The following is a 21,198-nucleotide window of genomic DNA, read 5'->3' as shown; positions in this document are numbered from 1 at the left end:
CCTGGGGCTCGCAAGCATGGGACAGTTTGAAATGGCTTCACCTAAACATTTTCTCGACCTGTCGGCCGTCAGCTCGCAGGACCTGCGGGTAATTCTCGACGATGCCCGCGAACGCAAGGCGGCCACCAAGGCCGGAACGGCAGAAAAACCGCTTGCCGGCAAGATGCTGGCCATGATCTTCGAAAAGCCATCCACGCGGACCCGCGTCTCCTTCGATGTGGGGATGCGCCAGCTTGGCGGCGAGACGCTATTCCTCTCTGGTACGGAAATGCAGCTCGGCCGCGCAGAAACGATCGGTGATACGGCAAAGGTGCTGTCGCGTTACGTTGACGCCATCATGATCCGCACGACAGATCATTCGCGCCTGCTCGAGCTTGCCGAACATGCGACAGTGCCTGTCATCAACGCCCTGACGGATGACACGCATCCATGCCAGATCATGGCTGACATCATGACTTTCGAAGAACATCGCGGTCCGGTCAAAGGCAAGACGATTGCGTGGACAGGGGACGGCAATAATGTCCTGCATTCTTTCGTGGAGGGCTCGGCCCGTTTCGGTTACCGCATGACGATGGCAGTGCCGATGGGCTCCGAACCGCATGACAAGTTCCTGAACTGGGCCCGCAACAATGGCGGCGATATCATGTTGTGCCACGATGCCGACAAGGCGGTGGCGGGCGCCGATTGCGTCGTCACCGATACCTGGGTCTCCATGAATCAGGAACACAAGGCGCGCGGCCATAACATCTTTCAGCCCTATCAGGTCAATGAAGCCCTGATGGCCAAGGCGGAAAAAGACGCGCTGTTCATGCATTGCCTGCCGGCTCACCGCGGCGAAGAGGTGACGGATGCGGTGATCGACGGCCCGCAATCGGTGGTCTTCGACGAGGCGGAAAACCGCCTCCACGCGCAGAAATCCATCATCGCCTGGTGCATGGGCGTCATCTGAAAATATCACCCGTTTGATCAACGTCGGGCGGGTGCTTGAACTTCTCGGCAGCGATTACCATCTGTTGGACTTCGAAGAGGCTCGTCGGTTTTCTGGCGGGCCCTCGTCACGATTTGCACGTTTTTCCCCGGAAGCGGTTTCTCTTCCCGGGTCTCTGTGCGACAAGCGGAAAAAGCACATTTCGAAAGCCGGACTTTTGGACGGTAGCGGCGCCACGGCTGCGCCAGGGAGTATGACATGGCAGATGTAACGGTTGAACTGGACGATCTCGATTTTGCTGGCGACGACAAGGTCGTGCCCTTTCAGGTCGAAGGTCTGGATGTGCGCGGCCGCGCCGTGCAGGTGGGTCCGCTGCTGAATGCCATTCTCGAGCGCCACGATTACCCGGCTGCGGTCGCCCGCCTGCTGGCGGAAGCGACCGTTCTGACGGCGTTGATCGGCACATCGCTCAAGTTTTCCGGCAAGCTGACGGTACAGACCAAGGGCGACGGTCCGGTGGACCTGCTGGTGGCGGATTTCACCGCGCCGGAAAGCATGCGCGCTTATGCCCGTTTTGATGAGGAGCGGCTGGCGGAGGCCCTTGCGGCAGGGGCGACTTCGCCGGAACAATTGTTGGGCAACGGTATTCTGGCCTTCACGATCGATCAGGGCGCGGGCATGCAGCCCTATCAGGGCATCGTGCCACTCGATGGCTCATCGCTGGAAGACATTGCCGGGGTTTATTTCCGTCAGTCGGAGCAGCTTCCAACCCGTGTGCGCCTCGGTGTGGCCGAATTCTTCGATCGCGACGGGGAAGGCAAGCCGCGTCATGGCTGGCGTGCGGGCGGCGTTATCGCCCAGTTCCTGCCGCAGGCGCCCGAGCGGCTGCGTATGCGTGACCTGCACGGCGGCGACGGCGATGAAGGCGGTCACGATGTGCAGGAGGACGATGCCTGGACGGAAGCCGTGACGCTTTTGAACACCGTGGATACGGACGAACTGACGGATCCGCAGGTGCCGGTGGAACGACTCCTCTTCAGGCTGTTCCATGAAAGCGGCGTGCGCATCTATGATCCGCAGTCCATTTTCGATCGCTGCAGCTGCTCGCGGGATAAGATCAAGGGCGTGCTCTCGGGCTTTACCGCCGAAGAGATCAAGGCAAGCGAGGAAGACGGCGCGATTGCCGTGACCTGTGAGTTCTGCTCGACCACTTATCGCTACGATGTCAGCGAATTTGAAAACGCCTGAATAAGGGCCGCGCCTGCAAAGGCGCGGTTTTTTTATGGCCTGCGGGTCAGTTCAAGACCCGCATCAGCCCCGGAGAATCCAGCGAAAAAGCGGGTATGGTGACGTTGAACACTTCTCCGCTTTCCGTTTCCATCTCGTAATGTCCGAACATAAGGCCGGACGGCGTGTCCAACGGGCAGCCGGAGGAATATTCGTAGGTGTCGCCGGGCTTGAGATGCGGTTGTTCTCCCACGACACCCGGTCCGTAGACTTCGTCCACCTGACCGTTCTGGTCAGTGATATGCCAATAGCGATTGACGAGAGTAACGGGAACATCCGAGTTATTCGCGATCACGACCTTGTAGCCCCAGACGTAGCGGTCGTCATCCGGGTCGGATTGTTCTTCGAGATAATACGGATCAACCGTCACCTCGATATCCCTTGTCAGAGCACGATACATACGCGCCACACCTCGATATTTTCCCTGCCCGCTTATCCTACACTATAGGCTCTGGCTATCGTCAAGAAAATGAATGACTTGAGGGGCAGGAGCTGTCTCCCCTTGCGCTGTTTTTTACCGTTAGGGATAACGGAAAAGGTAAATAATGGTTGCCTGATACTGGCTTTCGAGGCCATCAAACGCGACATGGCCCGGCGTTCCGGCCGGGCCATGTCGATTATTGAATGAATGTCAGGCCGAAACGGCTGCCAGACCCTTTGCCAGATCTTCCAGCAGATCGTCCGTATCCTCGATGCCGCAGGAAAGGCGCAAAGTGCCGCCGGAGATACCGAGTTCCGCCCGTGCCTCGTCTGTGAGGTTCTTGTGCGTCGTGGTGCCGGGATGGGTGATGAGGCTCTTGGCGTCGCCCAGATTGTTGGAAATCTTCACGATCTCAAGCGCGTTCTGCAGCTTGAAGGCCGCTTCCTTGCCGCCCTTCAATTCGAAAGCCACCAGCGTCGAACCACCGGACATCTGCCGTGCAATAATGTCGGCCTGCGGGTGATCGGCGCGCCCGGGATAGATGACCTTGGCGACCTTGCCGCTGTCGGCCAGGAAATCCGCGATCTTCGAGGCATTGGCCGTCTGCTGCTTCACGCGCAGCGGCAGCGTCTCGATGCCCTTCAGAAGCGTCCAGGCATTGAACGGCGACATGGCCGGGCCGGTGTGGCGGAAATAATCCTGCAGCTCTTCCTCAATCCATTTCTTGTCGGAAAGGATCACGCCGCCGAGGCAGCGACCCTGGCCGTCAATATGTTTGGTGGCCGAATAAACGACGATATGGGCGCCGAGTTCGAGCGGCTTCTGGAAAAGCGGTGTGGCGAAGACATTGTCAACGACCACTTTCGCACCGATCTGGTTGGCAAGCTTCGCTACGCCGGCGATATCCACCACTTCGAGTGTCGGATTGGTCGGGCTTTCGAGGAAAAACAGCTTGGTGTTTGGCTGGATTGCCTTTTCCCAGTTGCCGAGATCACGTCCGTCGATCAGCGTGCATTCGATGCCATATTTCGGCGCGAGCGTTTCAACCACCCAGCGGCAGGAGCCGAAGAGGGCACGGGCGGCAACGATATGGTCGCCGGCGCGCAGCTGACACATGATGGCGGCGGTGACGGCGGCCATGCCCGAAGCAAGTGCGCGGGCGTCTTCAGCGCCTTCCAGCAGGCACATGCGCTTTTCGAACATGTCATTGGTCGGGCTGGCGTATCGGGCGTAGATAAAGCCGTCGGTTTCACCCTTGAAGCGCGCTTCGGCTGCTTCAGAGTTTTCGTAGACGAAACCCTGGGTCAGATAAATCGCTTCCGACGTTTCACCGTAAGGGGAGCGTAGCGTACCGCCGTGAACGAGCTGGGTTGCCGGGCGCCATTTATTGCTCATGTGATCACCTTCAAAACAAAAAAACCGGCCGCAAAAGCAGACCGGTTCCTAGCACCCGGTCTTTTTAGCCACTTGTTTAACGTGGCTGCAAGCCGACCGGCCAAATCACCACGGGATAAGCTTGCCATACTGCCGTTACCGGCTTGCGTCAATGCTTTCCTTTTGGTTTTGTCGCCGTAAAAAGGAATGACGACCATGATGAGAACCACGGGCATTTTGGCGGATGGCGCAATCCGCGCGCTGTTTGCAGGCGGCAAGCTGAAAAGCGAGGCCGATCTCGATGTCGATCAGGTGCAGCCCGCCAGCCTCGACCTCAGGCTTGGCTCCAGGGCCTATCGTGTTCGCGCAAGTTTCATGCCCGGCCCCGGAACCAAGGTCATCGACAAGCTCAATCGTCTCAGCCTGCACGAGGTGGATCTCAGCCAGGGCGCGGTGCTGGAAACCGGCTGTGTCTATATCGTTCCGCTGATGGAAAGCCTTGCGCTGCCGGCGGACATGTCGGCCTCGGCCAATCCTAAGAGTTCGACCGGTCGCCTCGATATCTTCACCCGCGTCATGACCGACAATGCGCAGGAATTCGACAAGATACCGGCGGGATACACAGGTCCGCTCTATCTGGAAATCAGCCCGCGCACCTTCCCCGTGGTGGTTCGCCGTGGCTCGCGCCTGTCGCAGATCCGTTTCCGCATTGGCCATTCGCTGCTGAATGAAAGCGAGCTTCTGAAACTGCACGAGACGGAAACGCTGGTCGCCAGCGAAAGCCCGAACGTGACGGGCGGTGGTATCGCACTCTCGATCGACCTCAAGGGATTTGGCGAAAACGGGCTGATCGGTTATCGCGGCAAACACCATACGGCGGTGGTGGATGTCGACAAGAAGGCCCAGCACGATGTTCTCGATTTCTGGGAACCGCTCTATGCGCGCGGCCGCGCCGAACTGATCCTCGACCCGGACGAGTTCTATATTCTCGTTTCGCGCGAAGCCGTCCACGTGCCGCCGCTTTATGCGGCCGAAATGACGCCCTTCGATCCGCTGGTGGGCGAATTCCGTGTGCACTATGCCGGTTTCTTTGACCCCGGCTTCGGCCACGCGCAGGCGGGGGGCACCGGCAGCCGCGCCGTGCTGGAAGTGCGCAGCCATGAGGTGCCCTTTATCCTCGAGCATGGCCAGATCGTCGGCCGGTTGGTTTATGAGCATATGCTGCAGAAACCGGAAGGCCTTTATGGCACCGGTCTCGGCTCCAACTATCAGGCGCAGGGGCTGAAGCTCTCCAAGCACTTTCGCGCCGCATAATGAGCTGCGGCGGGCGCTTGACACCCGCCGCGAACTATCCGATGTCTTGTTTGTGGGTGCGGGTGTAGCTCAATGGTAGAGCAGCAGCTTCCCAAGCTGAATACGAGGGTTCGATTCCCTTCACCCGCTCCAGTCTCCCTTGATCCCCTCGCCAAAAAGATCGGCCCCCTGTCTGCTGCCACGTCGGTGGCCGCGGGACTATGTGATTTTGCTTGACTACGATTAAATTGCACGTAATAGTTGATCCAGTCGTAACATGATGGGGAAATGTTATGAGTCGCAAACTTCTTTCTGAATTTTTGGGAACCTTCTGGCTGGTCTTTGGTGGCTGTGGCAGCGTGGTTTTTGCTGCTGCTTTTCCTGAACTCGGCATTGGCTTCCTGGGTGTCGCGTTCGCCTTCGGCCTGACGGTTCTGACCATGGCCTACGCGGTTGGCGGTATTTCCGGCGGGCATTTCAATCCAGCTGTTTCGGTCGGCCTGTCCGTTGCCGGTAAATTTCCGGCAGCAAACCTACTGCCCTATATCGTTGCGCAGGTCTTGGGGGCGGTCGTTGCCGCGGCGGCTCTTTACGTGATCGTCACCGGCAAGGCGGGGGCGGACATTGGCGGTTTTGCTGCCAATGGCTATGGGGAGCATTCGCCGGGGGGATATTCGCTCCTGTCGGCGTTGCTGATCGAGGTTATTCTGACGGCGTTTTTCCTGATCATCATTCTGGGGTCGACGCATGGCAGGGTGCCGGTCGGTTTCGCGCCGATCGCCATCGGTCTTGCACTTACTCTCATTCATCTGATCTCCATTCCGGTCACCAACACGTCGGTCAACCCGGCCCGCTCCACGGGGCAGGCCCTGTTTGTCGGTGGTTGGGCTCTGCAGCAGCTGTGGCTGTTCTGGCTTGCCCCGATCGTCGGTGGGGCGATTGGCGCTGTAATCTGGAAAATTTTCGGTGAGGAAGAGAAGGTCGGCCATGCCGGCTCCGTCCAGCCCGCACAGACGTGATTAAGAGGCTTTGTTTTTCCGAATGGTCGGGAAAACAAGTGAGGAGGATGACATGGATCTTGCTTCGATATTGGCCCAGATCATCGGCGGTGCGGCTGGTGGGACAGCCGGTGGAAAGATACTGAAGGACTCTGACCTTGGCGCGCTCGGCAACCTGATTGCCGGTGCCATTGGCGGTATTGGCGGTGGAACCGTGCTCGGATCGCTGCTTGGGGCGGCGGGAGACGCCGCAGCCGGCGGTGTGGATATCGGCGTCCTTGCTGGCCAGCTCGTTGGCGGCGGTGTCGGCGGTTTGATCGTCCAGGTCATCGTCGGCCTGATCAAGAACAAGCTTGTTGCACGATAATCGACCGCGCTTGAAATGAAACGGGACGTCTGCCGGACGAAGCGCTCCGGCAGACGTCGATTATATGCGCATCGGTGGGCGAGTTGCGTAAGGCCGGCTTCGGTTTTGCAAATCGCGACGATATCGGCAGAAAATAGAAGCCGCCTTCTGCGATCAGGTAAAGGATCGAAGCGGCAACCGTTTCAGGTAGTGTTGCTAACGCTTGGTACGTGAGGCGTCTTGTTCCAGACGAAAGGCTTGGTTTTTAACTCAAGCACGGCACGCCAGGCCGCCAGAGACAATATCAGCCAATAAAGCGGAATTGCCAGCCAGCGTTTTCCCACCTGCCTCCTCTCGTAATCGATCATCCTGTTCCTGCCCATCAGCACGAATATGGCGTAACTGCCGGCGATGTTCAGCGTATCGGTAAGAAACAGAACGCCCTGCCACGAAAACAGCATGTCTGCACCGCTGTCCCCGATAGCCGTGGCCATCCACGCCACGGAAACGAAGAGCAGGGGATGAGCCATCGACGACACCAGCATGCCGCCGATCAACAGTTGGAAGACGATATAGGAGAGCCATCCCATGCGGCGCGCCGTCGCAACAGGCGCGCGGGTCATCACCAGCCAGCTCTGCAGCCAACCCTTGTACCAGCGCGCCCGCTGGTTGAGCCACACGGGAAGCGTGGTGGGCGCATCCTCCAGCGTCTGACGGTATATGACGCCGCATCGATAGCCGAGTTGGTGCAGCCTGAGACCAATATCGGCATCCTCAGTCACATTGTAAGGATCCCAGGCGCCGACGCGACGCAATACGGCGGTGCGGAAATGGTTGGACGTGCCGCCAAGCGGCAGCGGTAGCCGGTGCGCCGCAAGCACGGGCAACATTGAACGGAACAGACCGGCATATTCCAGGGCGAAACAGGCACTGATCCAGGAAGAGCGCGCATTGCTGATGATAAGCGGCGCCTGCAGGCAGGCCACGTTCTCCGGCTGATCGCGGAAGGTCGCATAGGCTTCGCGCAATTGCAGGGGATGTGGCCGATCTTCCGCGTCATAGATGGCAACGAACGCCCCACGCGCGCCGGAGAGCGCATAGGTAAGCGCCTTGGGCTTGGTCCTCGGCAGGGAAGGCGGCACTCTCACGATCTCAATATGCTGTCCGGGATTTAATCTAAGGATGGCGTCGATTGTGGCCCCGTCATCTGCCTCGCAGACGAGCTTGATATCCAGTCGGGATTTCGGCCAGTCGAGCCGCTCCAGCGCGCCGATGAGCTGGCTGACGATGGCGTCCTCACGATAGAGCGCCACCAGAATGGTATAGACCGGCAGATTTCCGTCGGGTTCGAGCGCAGCTGCGGTCGTCGTGTCTTTCTCTCCTGAAGTCTGCATCAGCACAAACAGCCTGAACAGCAGTGTGAAGAAATAAAGCATCGTCAGGGCGACGTGGATGACGGCCATGGCCGTCTGCGTGTGAAACAGCAGCGAGAGCGTAAGCAGGGTGACGACGATACCGCTATAAAAGCCCTGATGACCTTGAAGCGTGATCCTGGCAGAGTACTGCGGCGCGGTGTTGAAGAGTTGCTGGCGAGCCTCACGACAGCGGCGTGTTTCACCCGCCTTCCAGACCGCATCGCGCATGGCATGCGGCGTCGTCACCACGAGCTCGTCCAGAAGATGCGGATGTCGGTCCAGCAGGCTTTTCAGTAATTCCATCCGCGCCAGCTCGGGCACGATCAGAAGTGCTGGTTTACCGTTCGCAGGCGTTAGCCGTAGCAAGCGCGGCTCGGCTAGCTGCGTATCGAGACGATGGACATCTGCGACCCGGTCCGGATCGATCTCCGCGACAAAGGGTAACCGCAAAAATCTGGCGAAAGCGCCAAAATAGGCATCCGACGCGACAAGGCCGCCGGCCAGCAGTTCCGCTTCCAGCGTCGAGCCGTTTTCCAGCGCCAGCCGTTCGCACGCGCTGATGTAGGGCTTGCCAAATCCCAGCGCCCGAAGGAAGCGCATGTGTCCGGCTTCACCCCGATCAGGAACCGTCTGGGGTGGATTGTCGCCTATGCGGGAAAATACAATTTTTCGCCCGGCAGGCGTCGTGCGAAACGATTCTCGTGTATAGTGTCGCAAATAATCCATGCACTGCCGCCACCGTCATGGTAACGCCCCACTTCCTGCTGCGGATAGTATAGATGAGAATGACGATTGTAACGCGAAATATAATTCTTGTTTTTACTTTAGTTTTCGCTTTGCAAGTTGTCGGTATTTTCGACAAGCTTCATGCGGAGGGCCTGTCGGACGGGAACCGCATGCCAGTGCTTTTCGACGCTCAGGAGCGGTTTCCCGGTGGCGACCTTTCCTCCGTCCCCCGCATCAGGTTTTTGATGTCGGTGGATTTTCCGCCCTTCAATTTTACCGATCAGGAAGGCCGGCTTGCGGGTTTCCATGTCGATCTCGTCCGCGAGGTGTGCGCGCAGCTCAAGGTGGAGAGCAAATGTCAGGTACAGGCCTTACCCTTTGACGAGCTGGAGGCGGCTCTGGAGATGGGAGAGGGCGAAGCGGTGATTTCCGGTCTCGCCGTCACGGCCGAGCTGCGCAAGAGCTTCACCTTTTCGCGGCCCTATCTTCTGTTGCCGGCCCGGCTGGCTGTCAACAAGGCGACGAAACTTGCCGGCTCCGGCGCTGACGCACTGTCCGGCAAGAAAGTGGGCGTGGTGACCGGTTCCCGGCACGAACAGATGCTCAAGGCATTTTTTCCCAAGGCGGCGGTTGAGGGTTTTGACGGCTACGAACCCATGTACGGTGCTCTGAAGGCCGGTAAGGTCGACGCCATCTTTGCCGATGCCCTGCGCCTGCCGTTCTGGGTTTCAGGAAGCGCATCCGAAGGCTGCTGCGCTCTTTTTGGAGGGCCTTATATGTCGGACAGGTTCCTCGGCGAGGGCCTTTCCATCATGACGGTCGATCCTGATAATGTGCTGGTGCCGGCCTTCGATCAGGCGCTTGCCGCTCTTTCCCGCAACGGCCGGCTCGAAGAGATCTATCGTCGTTATTTTCCCTACGGGCTCTATTAGGAGAGACCCGGGCCGACTCCATTCAACTGAATGAGGCGCGCTCTATTTGACCGCAGCGAAAGCCTCTTCGCTCCCCCGCAGCCGTAGAAGCGCCACCCACACAGCTGCCGCTATGGCGGTTTCGACGATGAAATAGCTGCCGATCGTTCCCGAAATGCTGAAAGACCAGGTGAAGAAGGCAACGACGACGGAGCCTATGAGATTGCCGCTGTTCCATATCTTGGCGCGGATATCCTGGCGCCCGGAGGCCCCCAACGCTTCCAGCGCGGTAGCGGCCACCGCCATCGGCAGTACGGCCCAGCAAAGCACGCGGGTGATGGTGGGAAGCGAAACATATTCGTCGCCAAATAAAAGCGGCAGGAAGGGCGCGATGATAAAGATTGCCAGCGCACTGCCGGTCGCGATGAACAGCGCCGCTTTCAGCACATTATAGGCGCGTTCGATGGTTTTGCTGATACCCTGCAGCGCTGCAGAGGCGGATCCGGGATAGATAAGCCGGTTCAGGGCCTCGACGGAAAGATAGGAGCTGTCGAGAATCCGGCGGGCGATGGAATAGCTGCCCAGTACCTCCGCACTGGCGATGGCTCCAAGGACGAGAATATCGGCATTGCCGCGTACCGCCTTGAACAGGAACTGGGTGGAAAACAGGATGCCGATGCGAATTTCCTCCCGGACGATCCGAAAGACCGGTCGGCCGAGCCTTCCTATTGCCTTGACGGAAATCACGGCTGCAATCGTGTGGGCGGCGAGGTTCCAGAGTGCCCAGGCCTCGACCGTTTCCACCTTGAAGACGAGGCAGGCAACCACGGCGGCAATGGTGCGGGCGATGGCAAACATCACCTCCAGCTTGTTGGCCGAGGCAAAGTCGGAATGGGCGATGAAGCTTTGCGTGGAAAGCGAAATAACCTTCAGGAGAACGAGGTTGGTGAACAGGATCAGGAAAGTGGTGATCAGCGTGTGCAGCAACGTTTCCGACGTCGGGAAAAACACCGGGATCGTCACCATGCCGATGAGCGTCAGGACCACGCCCGTCGCCGCGCTGAGGAGATAACTGTGGCCAAGCATGACGGGGAACATGCCGCGATCCTGCGCCACGCGACGAATGAGCGATTCCTGTGAGCCGATACCGCAAATCTGAACGCCCAGATTGGTCACGGCCGTGATCGAAGCGTAAAGCGCGAATTGTTCGACACCCAGATGGCGGGCTAGCAGCGCGAAGGTCAAGAGCTGGGCGGCGCTGGACATCAGCAGCGCGCCTCCGGATGCCATATAGGCCAATCCAAGTCTGACAAGATGGCCGAGCCGCGGCGTGTTCAACGACACCTCATTCTCCGTTTTTTCCGGCGTTGCCGGGCGAATTCAAAAGGACTGTCCCTTTTAAAGTCTTACGAACTGAAAGGGCGGCAACCGGGCGGTATTCGACACCGACGACCTGAATGAATGACAGTTTCTCCTGTCTTAGCCCTGTTGAGGTAAGAGAGGGTTAAAGCAATTACACAATAATGATGATAATGACTATTTATGGTTATTAGGACATCGCCCGGTTCAGAAGGGTTTCGTTGTTCGTTGCAGGGCAGGTCCATGATCCGATTTTCCGTTCCCGAAGCAGGCCACCATGCCGCGTTTTGCTGATACGCGGTCCATTTCTGCGGAAAACAGCAGTGCCATGTCCCTGTCGGGCGGCCGTCGCGACGCGATTTTTTTTGTCGCCACGATGCTTTACATCTGGATTTCTGTCGCGCCCTTTGAAAATCTTGCGGCGCCGCCCGTGCCGCGCGCCGCCGCCAATCAGCTGACCGGTCTGGTGATCGCGCTGATCCTCGGTGTCTTCGCACTGCGCCATCGTCTGACGGGGCTTTTGCTGAGGCCCCGCTTGCCAATCCTGCTGCTCTTTTCCTGGCTCGCGCTTTGTTCGGTCCTTGGTGCAGAGCCCGGCACGTCGTTGCAGCGCCTGATTTTCACGGCGCTCCTGTGTTTTATCACCAGCGTGCTGGTCGTCATGCCGCGCGACAGGCGGCAATTCGACCGGATGATGGCCGTTTTCGCCATTCTCCTGCTGGCGCTTTGTTATCTCGGGGTTATCTTCCTGAGTTCGCGCGCAATCCATCAGCCTTACGATCTCGATGAGAAGGCGCTTGCAGGCGATTGGCGCGGAATATTCAATCATAAGAACGCCGCCGCGCCGGCAATGATCATTCTTTTCATGGTGGGCCTTTATCTGCGCAATGCCTGGTCCACGCTGGGCGGAATAGCGATTACGCTGCTGGCCGGCTTTTTTCTCTGGAAGACGAACGGGAAAACTGCAGCGATGCTTTTGCCCGTCACCATCGCCCTGGTTTGGGTCATGGAGCGGCATGCCGGGCGGACATTGCTGATGATCGGTGGCCTTCTGGCGTTTCTCAATATCGTTGCAATCGGCTCCACCTATTTCCCGAGCATACAGAGCCTCGTCGAAAGCCTGGGCATCGATTCCACGTTCACCGGACGGACGGATATATGGCGCCTGTCTTTCGACACCTTTGCGCAATCGCCGATCTTCGGGCAGGGATTCCAGGCCTTTTGGACAAGCGACCGGCTTCTGTCACAGGCCGATATTGCCGAGACTTGGGCGGTCACGGCCTTTCACGCGCATAATGGCTATGTCGAGAGCCTTTTGAATGGCGGACTGCCCGCCTTCGTCCTCACTCTCATATGGCTCGTGATCATCCCCGCAAATGATTTCCGAACAGCGGTGGACAGAGGCACGGATCCCGGCCTGACGCGGCTTTTTGGGCGAATTTGGGTATATGCGCTGCTTTCTTCCTGTCTTGAGAGTAATTTCTTTACCGGAACCGGGCCTATCTGGTCTTCTCTTCTTATTGCGATCTATTGTTTGAGACATCAGGCTTACGACATACTGGAACAGGGACAGTAATTTGCACGGCGGGCCGGGGGGCTAGTATGACGCAGAAAATCGGAACGATCGCAGACCGGGTCAATAACCGGCTCGTGCGGTATTTCCCTGGACCGACGGCGCGGATCGAGACATCCGAACCGATTGTCTCCTTCACATTCGACGATGTTCCGGCGAGCGCCTGGACCAGCGGTGCCCGCATTCTGGAAAACGAGAATGTTCGCGGGACCTTTTATATTTCCGGAGTCTTCATCGACAGGCATGACGAACCGCAGGACATGATTTCCGCTAGGGGCTGTTCGGAACTGGCTACGGCCGGTCATGAGCTCGCCTGCCATACCTATTCCCATCGCAAACTCTCAAGCTTTTCACGGCGAGGGCTGGAAGAGGATCTCGATCGTAATGAAAAGGTGCTGGCCTCGTTCGATGAGAACGGGCACAGGCGGAATTTCTCCACCCCCTTCGGCATGGCTTCGCCACTCATGCAGCCCATGCTGCGGCGCAGGTTCAGGACCGCCCGCGGGATCATGCCCGGCATCAACCGCGGCAGCATCGATCCGCATAATCTTGCTGCCGTCGAATTGCGGCCCGATCCGAACTATCTCGATGCCGCTGATCGCTGGCTTGACGACGTCCTGCAAAACGGCGGCTGGCTCGTCATTTTTACCCATGATGTGTCGTCTGCGCCAAGCTTTTACGGTTGCCCGGAAGACAGGTTTCAGGGTTTCGTGCGTAAGGCGGCATCCCGTGGCGCAAAAGTCATGACGGTTGACGCGGCCGTGACGGCACTCGGCCTCTAAGGCATGGCACCGTGCTGCGCGCTTTTAGCCATCGCGGTGAAAGCGATTATGACGTGTAGGCTATCGGCCTACTGGCTGGCCCATATGATGCGGGCGATCCATTCCACATCGGCCATCTCGAAGCTCCGATTGGGATGCTCAGGATTGAGCGAAAGAAGTTCGATGCTCTTGGGGCTTTGCCGCGCCAGCACCTTGGCCATCACTTCACCGTCACGGCTCTTCAACACCACGCGGTCGCCGCGCCGTACCTGCGCGCCAGGCTCCACGATGAGGATGTCGCCGTCGCGGTAAAGCGGCATCATGCTCTCTCCCTGCACTTCCAGCGCGTAGACTCCCTGTTTGCGTTCGGGAGACGAGGGAAACTCAACCACGTCCCAGCCCTGACCTGCCGGAAAGCCGCCGTCGTCAAAAAAACCGCCGGAACCGGCCTGAGCGAAACCGAGCAGGGGGATGGCACTTTCCGCACCGGCAGGTCGCGTCTGCGCCTTTCCGAAAGCATAACCGAAAAACTGATCCACGCTCGCTCCCGTCGCTTCGAGCACCTTGGAAACGGACTCCGTCGAGGGCCAGCGTTTGCGGCCGTCCGGCCCGAAACGCTTCGACTTATTGAATGAAGTAGGGTCGAGACCGGCACGCTTCGCCAATGCCGAAGGCGTCAGCTGATGGCGTTCGGCAAGCGTATCGATGGCGCTCCAGATCGTCTCATGTGAAAGCATGGTAGAAAGCCCGCAAACGGAGCCGATAGCGGAAAAGCTCCTGTCGTTAACACCTCGAAATCTAGACCATATCCGGTCCGGAGTAAAGGAAGGAAAGGAATAAAATCCTTGCTTACGCCACAAGAGCCGATGTGTTGATCTTGGCGAGCTGGATGACCGCCTGCGTGCGGCTGTCCACCTTGAGCTTCAACAGGATCGCGGAGACATGTGCCTTGATCGTCGCCTCCGAGACATTGAGCTCATAGGCGATCTGCTTGTTCAGCAGGCCTTCTGCCAGCATGCCGAGAACACGGCTCTGCTGCGGCGTCAGCGTTCGCAGCCTGCCGATGAGATCGGCGACATCCGGATCGTGCTCCTTTTCGCCGTGATGGCCGGCCGGTACCCACAGGTCGCCTTCCAGAACCGCGCGGATGCCATCACGGATGTCATCGATGCCGGAGGATTTTGAAATGAAACCGGAAGCGCCGAGTTCGATTGAGCGGCGGACGGTCGTCGCGTCATCCGTCGCCGATACGATGACGATCGGCAGGCTGGAAAACTCTGCGCGTAGCGCCATGAGGCCCGAAAACCCGCTGACCCCTGGCATGGCAAGGTCAAGCAGCATCAGATCCGCATCGTTACGGGCTGCGGCTGCGCGTCTGGCAGCCTCGAAATCACCGGCTTCAACGATGGTCTGGTGTCCGTCGAGGCCGGATACGGCCTGTTTCAGGGCACCGCGAAAAAGTGGATGATCATCTGCAATGATAATGACAAGTTCCGACATTCTGGCCCCCTCCCAAGGGCATTATGCGGTTCTTTTCCAGTTATTGGCTCACTCCCTTTGCCGGTGGTCGAAACACGCCCGGCTCCTCCGCCAAAGGTTGCGCCAATCGGTTCCTCTTTACAAGGAAAAGCTTGTGGACAGGCGGTCTTTCAGGCTTTCAGCAATAAAAATACCGTGGAAACTGTGGACAATCCCCTAGCTTTACGGCAAACCGCGATGGTTGGAAAGCCATGGAGAGCGCATGCAGGAAACGCCCGCGATCATCTATAAAATCGTGCCGGAGACGTTGTGGAACGAGGCCAGGGCAAAGGGTGTCTTCGACGGCGCCGCCATCGACCTGACCGATGGCTTCATCCATTTTTCCACGGCCAGGCAGGTGGCGGAAACAGCCGCGCGGCATTTTTCCGGCCAGGCCGATCTGCTGCTGATTGCAGTCGACGGCGCGGCCCTCGGCGACAAGCTGGTCTATGAACCCTCAAGAGGTGGCGATCTTTTCCCTCACCTTTATGGGCCTCTTCCCTTGACCGCCGTGCTCTGGGAGACGCCGCTTGCACTCGATCACGACGGCCAGCACCAGTTTCCGGAGATTTTGTGATGAGCGGATTATTTTCCTCGATCGGCCGCAAGGGCCTGTTCCTGGTCGATCCGGAAAAGGCCCATGGGCTGTCCATTGCGGCCCTGAAAAGCGGCTTCCTGCCCACCTGCATGGTGCCGCACGATCCGCGACTGCAGCAGACCGTGGCGGGCCTTGTCTTCCCCAATCCGCTCGGCATGGCGGCGGGTTACGACAAGAATGCGGAAGTACCGGGACCGCTTCTGAAGCTCGGTTTCGGCTTCACCGAAATCGGCACCGTCACGCCGCGGGCGCAGGCCGGCAATCCGAAGCCGCGTATCTTTCGCCTTGTGGAAGATGAGGGCGTCATCAATCGCCTCGGTTTCAACAATGAAGGCCATGCCGCTGCGCTGGAGCGTCTGAAGCAGGCGCATCTGCGTGGCATTGTCGGCGTCAATATCGGCGCCAACAAGGACAGTGAAGACCGTATCGCCGATTATGTGCAGGGCATCGAGGCGTTTTATTCGGTCGCATCCTATTTCACCGTCAATATTTCGTCCCCCAACACACCCGGTCTCCGCGACCTGCAGGCGCGCGAAAGCCTTGCCGCCCTTCTCTCGGCCGTGCTGGAACGCCGCAAGGCGGAAGCTGAACGTTTCGGCAGACGCATCCCCGTCTTCCTCAAGATCGCGCCCGATCTGACCGAGGAGGGACTGGACGACGTTGCTGAAGAAGCGCTTGCCCATGATCTGGACGGCCTGATCGTTGCCAATACCACCCTTTCACGCGACGGCCTGCGAGCCAGCCCGCACAAGGGTGAGGCGGGTGGCCTTTCCGGCAAGCCTCTCTTCGAACTCTCCACCACGGTTCTGGCCAAGGTGCGCCGTCGCGTCGGCGTCAATTTGCCGATCATCGGTGTCGGCGGCGTTTCGTCCCCGGAAACGGCCTTGGAAAAGGTAAGGGCAGGTGCGGATCTGGTACAGCTGTACTCCTGCATGGTCTATGAAGGCCCCGGTCTGCCATCTGCCATCGTCAAGGGCCTGTCGAAGCTGGTTGCCCGTGAGGGCGTGGAATCGATCCGCGATCTGCGCGACAGCGCGGTTGACCGCTGGGCGGATCGTAAGCTGGGCTGACAGCGAGCCTGAAAGGTCGAGGCAGCGCTTCCTCAGAGGCTCTCCCTCCTCATCCCTGTGCTTGTCACAGGGATCCAGCCAGCCCAAGTCCTTGGGCTGAAAGAACTCTCTCCGCCGCGCAGGCGCGTCGGCTGGATTCCTGTAACAAGCACAGAAATGAGGGAAGAGGGTGGTTTCCCGCCCTTTACCTCAGGCGCAGAGCACCATAGCCCAATAGGGCCGGTTGCGGCTGGTGGCATCGTAGGCGACCGCCACGCCGAGGCCGTTATAAGGCCCAAGCATGTTTTCCAGGTGGTGTTTGGAGCCGATCCAGGCCTTCACCACCCGCTCCACGCTATCCTGACCGGCGGCCACATTCTCCGCCGCAGGAAGCGGCACATTCCCCTCCTTCATTCGGATCAGGAAATTGTCGGTCAGTCCGATCAGATGCGCCATCTTCTGCGCCTTGACCATGCGTCCGGCCTGATAGGCGGCGGCGCTGCTGGCTGCACCATTGATGGAAAGCGGCGAAAGTCCTTTCGAGCGTCGCAGGTCGTTGACCATTGGAAGCGCCGCTGCGGTCTCATCGCGGGTGCCTGAAGGTATGCCCTTGTTGGTTGGAACGGAAACGCAGGCGGAAAGAACCGAACCGGCGGAAAGCAGCACGAAACCGCGCCGTGTAAGCGTCTGGAGAGAAGTGTCGGTCATGTCAGCGGCGATAGCTCAGAAGGCGCAGGATGATGAAGACGGGAATGACGATCGTGGCGCCCAGGATCAGATAGTCGCCGATCGCCCCCAGCGCATGGAAACCGCTGCGCCACAGGTCGACGACGAAGTCGCGCGCGCCGTAAATGATGTTCCACGGCGTCAAGCCGAAGATCGCCATCAGAAAGCCGACGAGCAGTGAAACCACGAGCAGCTTCACCACCGTTCGGGCCACTGTGTCGCCCAGCAATTTGTTGACCTCACCGGCCATCAGCAAGTCTCCTGTTTTGTCCTGACATATGAAACGGACCACATCGATGCAAGTTTTTGCGCACTATATCGCGCATATCAGCCAATTCCACGAGTGCGCCATGAAATAGGACTTGAGTTTTTTTATGGCTTGATAAATGACAGCGCGCATCTTCTCAGGAATCTTGAATGGCCCCAAACCAGTTTTCTTCCGGTGACGTCATTGCCGACCGCCGGGCGGACTATGCCCGCATGTTGGCGGAGGGAGGTGATTATCCCGCCGCCGCCGAACTCATGGAACAGGCGCTGGAACTAGCGCCACGGTGGACGGCGGGCTGGTTTCGCTTCGGGGAATATCACGAAAAGGCGGGGGAAACGGACAAGGCCGTGGCGGCTTACGAAAAGGTCGCCGAGATGGATGAGGAAGGTCTGTTTGCAGCCGAACTGAAACTCGCGGTTCTCGGCGCCGCAGAAACACCGGAACAGCCGCCGAGCCGTTATGTGGAAGGGCTGTTCGACGATTATGCCGATCGTTTCGAAACTTCGCTGGTCGAAAAGCTCGATTACAGCGTGCCGCAGAAACTGGCGGAACTGATCGAGAAGGCGGCGGATGGCGGGGTGTTCGACACTGTCGTCGACATCGGCTGCGGCACGGGACTCCTCGGCGTTGAAATCAGAGCCTTCGCAAAACGGCTGGAAGGTTTCGATATTTCACAGAACATGCTTGCCAAGGCGGAGGAAAAAGATCTCTACGATCACCTCGGCCAGGCCGATCTTTCCCTCGAAGCGGAAACTTCGGGGCTCTTCACCACGACCCTGGCGCCGAAGCGCGCCAATCTCGTCGCCGCCGCCGATGTAATGATGTATCTCGGCAGTCTCGAAACCGTCATGCCCCTCGTTTCCGCCCTGTTGGCGCCCTCCGGCTTCTTTGCCTTTTCGGTGGAGGATGCGGCAGGGGAGGATGGTTTCGTTCTGCGGGAATCCCTTCGTTACGCCCATTCGAAAACCTATGTCAGCGGTCTTCTGGAACGGGCGGGTTTTGATCTCATGGAAATTCGCAAGACCACCATTCGCAAGGATGCCGGAAAACCCCTTTCCGGCATTCTTTTTCTTGCCCGCGCCAAGGTCTGAACATCTCATTTCTTTCCATTTTCTCGATAGGTCAGCCTTCCTTACGTATCCATCTTGATCGGGTTCGTTTTGCAGTGCAAAATATGAAAGAAACCGAGGGCAAAGCTTGAGAACGAGAAGCGTTTACGGCATGTGGAGTTCCGATCCGGCCAGACACGCGCCGGTGGAAGACGTGCAGGGCATCGTCACCGGCGCCATTGTCTCGGCGCTCGGCTTTTATCTGCTGAACAAGGTCGGCCTTTTGACGGGCGGGACCGCCGGTGTCGCCTTTCTTCTGCATTATGCCTTCGGCATCAGCTTCGGGCTGCTGTTCTTCCTCGTCAATCTGCCATTCTATTACTTGTCCTTCCGTCGGCTCGGCCTTGCCTTTTCCTTCAAGACATTCATCGCCATCGGCCTTGTTTCGGTGCTGACCGAAGTGGAAGCGCGCTGGATGGTGATCGACAGCATCAATCCGCTGTGGGCGGCGCTGCTCGGTGGTCTGCTGCTGGGTTACGGATTGCTGGCGCTTTATCGCCACCGCGCCAGCCTTGGCGGCATCGGCATTCTGGCCATCTATATTCAGGATCGCTTTGGCATCCGCGCCGGCCTGATCCAGCTCGCCTTCGATGCCTTCGTCATGCTCTGTGCTTTCTTCGTCATCGATCCGGTCACGGTTGTCTATTCGATCGTCGGCGCCTTTGTCCTCAACATGTTTCTGGCCATCAATCACCGTTCGGACAGATATATCGTCGTGCGCTGAGCGAGGGTGGTTGAAATCTCCCGCACTTCAGCGCAATAGCTCGGCAGGGCTTGGTATTCAGGGGACAAGGCATGGACGATACGAGCGCGCGAAGGCGTCTTAATCTTTGGGCCTCCGCGCCGGATCGTCATTCGCTGCTGGAAGATGCGCAGGGCGTTCTTGCGGGCAGCATGCTGGTATCGCTCGGCGTCACGCTGTTTTCCGCAGCCGGTCTTTTGACGGGTGGCACGGTTGGTCTGGCGTTCCTCGTGCATTACGGTACCGACCTCAGCTTTGGTACGGTCTTCTTCATCGTCAATCTGCCGTTTTATTATCTCGCCTTCCGCCGCCTCGGCCTCGCCTTCACGGTCAAGACCTTCTGCGCCATCGCTTTGACAGCGCTGCTGTCGGAATATATGCCCGGCTTTTTCGCCTTTCAGAGCATCAATCCGGTTGCCGCAGCACTTTTCGGCGGATTGACGGTTGCGGCGGGCATGCTGGCGCTGTTTCGTCATCGCACCAGCCTCGGCGGTTTCGGCATTCTGGCGCTTTATCTGCAGGATCGTTTCGGCTGGCGCGCCGGCCTCGTGCAGCTCGCCTTTGACGGCATGGTGCTGGCCTGCTCATTCTTCGTTGCCACACCTTTTGTCATTATCTGCTCCGTTCTCGGAGCACTGGTTATGAACCTCACGCTTGCTATCAATCACAGGAACGACCGCTACATTGCCATGTAGCGGCCGCCGGTCGCGGGTTTGCGAGGTCAGGCCGCCTTCGCAGCCGCATCAACCGGATGCTGCGAGCGGAAACCGACGGCAATACGGTTCCAGGTGTTGATGGCGCCGATGGCCACCGTAATCTTCACGATTTCCTCATCGGAGAAATGTGCTTTCAGCGTTTCGAAGGCATCGTCCGGAGCTCCGGTCTCAGCAATCTTCGTCACCGCATCCACCCAGCCGAGCAATGCGCGTTCCTGCTGTGTATAAACGGGAGATTCCCGCCACACGCTCATCAGGTTGATCCATTGTTCGGAAAGCCCGTCATGGCGGCTTTCCTTTACATGCATATCCACGCAGAAGGCGCAGCCATTGATGATCGAGGCACGCAGCTTGATGAGGTGAACGAAACGGCGTTCAAGTCCGCTGCCCTGAACGTAATTTTCAAGCGCCATGACGGCCTTGAAGGCTTCGGGGGATGCTTTGGCATAGTTGATACGGGTTTTCATGGGTCTCTCCGTTGGTTGGGTCAGTTTGAAGTCATGCGTCATCAGTCCGGAAAGCGACGAAGCCCTCCAGCGTAGATCGGTTTTTCTTCGGAGCCTGTTTTCCAGTCTCAGCGCGCTGCTGTCTTGCGCTCGTTCAACTCCAGGAAGGCACAGCCACGCGCAGCAATTCCACCATCGTCAGTGGCGGCAAGATCGCCCAGAATATCGGCAATGGTGGTTTTGGCGAGTTCGGCCCTATAGACCTTCTCTGCCTTCAACATCGCTGCATTGATACCACAGGGCTTGGTGAAATACCGGCCCGGCAATGGGTTTGGACCGCGTTGCCGGATTTCCGCGCAACGGAAAGCCGGCTGCGGCCCTTCAACGGCCAGAACGATGTCCAGCAGGGTGATCTTGTCAGTCGGTCGCGCCAGACGATAGCCGCCCTTCGGCCCCGGCACCGTGGCAACTATTCCGGCGCTGGACAATGATTGCAGGTGCTTCAGAAGATAGCTGGTGGAAACGCCGTGGAATTCCGCGAGCGCGGCCGCGGACAGCACGCCGCCTTCGGAAAGTCCCGCCAGCATTCCCACGCTGTGAATGGCCTGTTCAACGCCGTCCCCGAGTTTCATCG

23 protein-coding genes, 1 tRNA gene and 1 riboswitch are annotated in these 21,198 nt (G+C 58.6%); of the genes, 14 read left to right on the top strand and 10 right to left on the bottom strand.

The window, feature by feature from the left end; all coding sequences use genetic code 11:
* Positions 1–31 precede the first annotated feature (31 nt).
* Complete coding sequence (gene argF / locus WA845_RS03200) at positions 32–949, top strand: ornithine carbamoyltransferase (protein ID WP_112556150.1); 918 nt, start codon at positions 32–34, stop codon at positions 947–949.
* Positions 950–1,186: 237 nt separating this feature from the next.
* On the top strand, positions 1,187–2,176 hold the full coding sequence (locus WA845_RS03195) for an Hsp33 family molecular chaperone (protein ID WP_035206751.1): 990 nt from the start codon (positions 1,187–1,189) through the stop codon (positions 2,174–2,176).
* Positions 2,177–2,222: 46 nt separating this feature from the next.
* Here the strand turns inward: WA845_RS03195 and apaG are convergent, their stop codons facing one another.
* A complete protein-coding gene (gene apaG / locus WA845_RS03190; protein WP_006698948.1) occupies positions 2,223–2,615 on the bottom strand; it encodes a Co2+/Mg2+ efflux protein ApaG in 393 nt (130 codons plus the stop codon).
* 231 nt (positions 2,616–2,846) lie between these two features.
* Complete coding sequence (locus WA845_RS03185; protein WP_006698949.1) at positions 2,847–4,031, bottom strand: O-succinylhomoserine sulfhydrylase; 1,185 nt, start codon at positions 4,029–4,031, stop codon at positions 2,847–2,849.
* Positions 4,032–4,074: 43 nt separating this feature from the next.
* A riboswitch (SAM riboswitch) is annotated at positions 4,075–4,153 on the bottom strand.
* A gap of 73 nt (positions 4,154–4,226) precedes the next feature.
* Here WA845_RS03185 and WA845_RS03180 point away from each other — a divergent pair.
* From WA845_RS03180 to WA845_RS03165, 4 genes are all read left to right on the top strand, one after another.
* Positions 4,227–5,324: a 2'-deoxycytidine 5'-triphosphate deaminase gene (locus WA845_RS03180; protein WP_045533194.1), complete on the top strand. Its 1,098-nt coding sequence runs from the start codon at positions 4,227–4,229 to the stop codon at positions 5,322–5,324.
* A gap of 58 nt (positions 5,325–5,382) precedes the next feature.
* Positions 5,383–5,456 (top strand) — tRNA-Gly (locus tag WA845_RS03175).
* Positions 5,457–5,596: 140 nt separating this feature from the next.
* Entirely contained in the window at positions 5,597–6,322 is a 726-nt protein-coding gene (aqpZ, locus tag WA845_RS03170) for an aquaporin Z (RefSeq protein ID WP_337322192.1), read from the top strand.
* A gap of 52 nt (positions 6,323–6,374) precedes the next feature.
* A complete protein-coding gene (locus tag WA845_RS03165) occupies positions 6,375–6,668 on the top strand; it encodes a hypothetical protein (protein WP_004439782.1) in 294 nt (97 codons plus the stop codon).
* A gap of 182 nt (positions 6,669–6,850) precedes the next feature.
* Here the strand turns inward: WA845_RS03165 and WA845_RS03160 are convergent, their stop codons facing one another.
* Complete coding sequence (locus WA845_RS03160) at positions 6,851–8,788, bottom strand: glycosyltransferase family 2 protein (RefSeq protein WP_162719253.1); 1,938 nt, start codon at positions 8,786–8,788, stop codon at positions 6,851–6,853.
* Between the two features lie 170 nt (positions 8,789–8,958).
* Here WA845_RS03160 and WA845_RS03155 point away from each other — a divergent pair, with 170 nt between their 5' ends.
* Positions 8,959–9,720, top strand: a complete 762-nt coding sequence (locus tag WA845_RS03155; protein ID WP_112556146.1) for a transporter substrate-binding domain-containing protein — start codon at positions 8,959–8,961, stop codon at positions 9,718–9,720.
* A gap of 42 nt (positions 9,721–9,762) precedes the next feature.
* Here the strand turns inward: WA845_RS03155 and uppX are convergent, their stop codons facing one another.
* Entirely contained in the window at positions 9,763–10,989 is a 1,227-nt protein-coding gene (gene uppX, locus WA845_RS03150; RefSeq protein WP_337322212.1) for a Wzx-type polysaccharide biosynthesis protein UppX, read from the bottom strand.
* Between the two features lie 346 nt (positions 10,990–11,335).
* On the opposite strand from uppX, the gene uppY reads away from it, so the two are divergent.
* Both uppY and WA845_RS03140 read left to right on the top strand, forming a co-directional pair.
* Positions 11,336–12,634, top strand: coding sequence for a Wzy-type polysaccharide biosynthesis protein UppY (gene uppY, locus WA845_RS03145; protein WP_035206756.1), 1,299 nt, complete (start codon positions 11,336–11,338; stop codon positions 12,632–12,634).
* A gap of 26 nt (positions 12,635–12,660) precedes the next feature.
* A complete protein-coding gene (locus tag WA845_RS03140) occupies positions 12,661–13,413 on the top strand; it encodes a polysaccharide deacetylase family protein (protein WP_045532871.1) in 753 nt (250 codons plus the stop codon).
* Between the two features lie 68 nt (positions 13,414–13,481).
* Here the strand turns inward: WA845_RS03140 and WA845_RS03135 are convergent, their stop codons facing one another.
* Positions 13,482–14,129 (bottom strand): S24 family peptidase, encoded by a 648-nt coding sequence (locus tag WA845_RS03135; RefSeq protein WP_004439793.1) that lies wholly within the window; start codon positions 14,127–14,129, stop codon positions 13,482–13,484.
* A gap of 112 nt (positions 14,130–14,241) precedes the next feature.
* Positions 14,242–14,892 carry a response regulator gene (locus WA845_RS03130; RefSeq protein WP_006698958.1) on the bottom strand — a complete coding sequence of 217 codons (651 nt, stop codon included), beginning with the start codon at positions 14,890–14,892 and terminating at the stop codon, positions 14,242–14,244.
* Between the two features lie 241 nt (positions 14,893–15,133).
* Here WA845_RS03130 and WA845_RS03125 point away from each other — a divergent pair, with 241 nt between their 5' ends.
* Positions 15,134–15,487 carry a DUF952 domain-containing protein gene (locus WA845_RS03125; protein ID WP_004439797.1) on the top strand — a complete coding sequence of 118 codons (354 nt, stop codon included), beginning with the start codon at positions 15,134–15,136 and terminating at the stop codon, positions 15,485–15,487.
* Positions 15,487–16,578, top strand: a complete 1,092-nt coding sequence (locus WA845_RS03120) for a quinone-dependent dihydroorotate dehydrogenase (protein WP_045532869.1) — start codon at positions 15,487–15,489, stop codon at positions 16,576–16,578. Before WA845_RS03125 ends, WA845_RS03120 begins: the two co-directional genes overlap by 1 nt.
* A 189-nt stretch (positions 16,579–16,767) precedes the next feature.
* On the opposite strand, the gene WA845_RS03115 is transcribed toward WA845_RS03120, so the two are convergent.
* Complete coding sequence (locus tag WA845_RS03115) at positions 16,768–17,265, bottom strand: CAP domain-containing protein (protein ID WP_035206758.1); 498 nt, start codon at positions 17,263–17,265, stop codon at positions 16,768–16,770.
* A 1-nt stretch (position 17,266) separates the two neighbouring features.
* Positions 17,267–17,533: a DUF6460 domain-containing protein gene (locus tag WA845_RS03110; RefSeq protein ID WP_004439806.1), complete on the bottom strand. Its 267-nt coding sequence runs from the start codon at positions 17,531–17,533 to the stop codon at positions 17,267–17,269.
* A 167-nt stretch (positions 17,534–17,700) separates the two neighbouring features.
* On the opposite strand from WA845_RS03110, the gene WA845_RS03105 reads away from it, so the two are divergent.
* From WA845_RS03105 to WA845_RS03095, 3 genes are all read left to right on the top strand, one after another.
* Positions 17,701–18,642: a class I SAM-dependent DNA methyltransferase gene (locus WA845_RS03105; RefSeq protein WP_006698959.1), complete on the top strand. Its 942-nt coding sequence runs from the start codon at positions 17,701–17,703 to the stop codon at positions 18,640–18,642.
* A gap of 130 nt (positions 18,643–18,772) precedes the next feature.
* Positions 18,773–19,384: a YitT family protein gene (locus tag WA845_RS03100; RefSeq protein WP_112555905.1), complete on the top strand. Its 612-nt coding sequence runs from the start codon at positions 18,773–18,775 to the stop codon at positions 19,382–19,384.
* A gap of 71 nt (positions 19,385–19,455) precedes the next feature.
* Positions 19,456–20,097: a YitT family protein gene (locus tag WA845_RS03095; protein ID WP_112555903.1), complete on the top strand. Its 642-nt coding sequence runs from the start codon at positions 19,456–19,458 to the stop codon at positions 20,095–20,097.
* Between the two features lie 26 nt (positions 20,098–20,123).
* Here WA845_RS03095 and WA845_RS03090 read toward each other — a convergent pair whose 3' ends face one another.
* Complete coding sequence (locus WA845_RS03090; protein ID WP_006698962.1) at positions 20,124–20,585, bottom strand: carboxymuconolactone decarboxylase family protein; 462 nt, start codon at positions 20,583–20,585, stop codon at positions 20,124–20,126.
* A 107-nt stretch (positions 20,586–20,692) separates the two neighbouring features.
* On the bottom strand, positions 20,693–21,196 hold the full coding sequence (locus WA845_RS03085) for an RrF2 family transcriptional regulator (RefSeq protein WP_004439813.1): 504 nt from the start codon (positions 21,194–21,196) through the stop codon (positions 20,693–20,695).
* Between the last annotated feature and the right edge of the window lie 2 nt (positions 21,197–21,198).

It is taken from the genome of Agrobacterium sp. CMT1 (assembly GCF_037203725.1).
In the GTDB taxonomy this organism is placed as follows: Bacteria; Pseudomonadota; Alphaproteobacteria; order Rhizobiales; family Rhizobiaceae; genus Agrobacterium; species Agrobacterium pusense.
The sequence above is the reverse complement of the archived record's forward strand: the minus strand, read 5'-3'. Positions and strand labels throughout refer to the sequence as shown.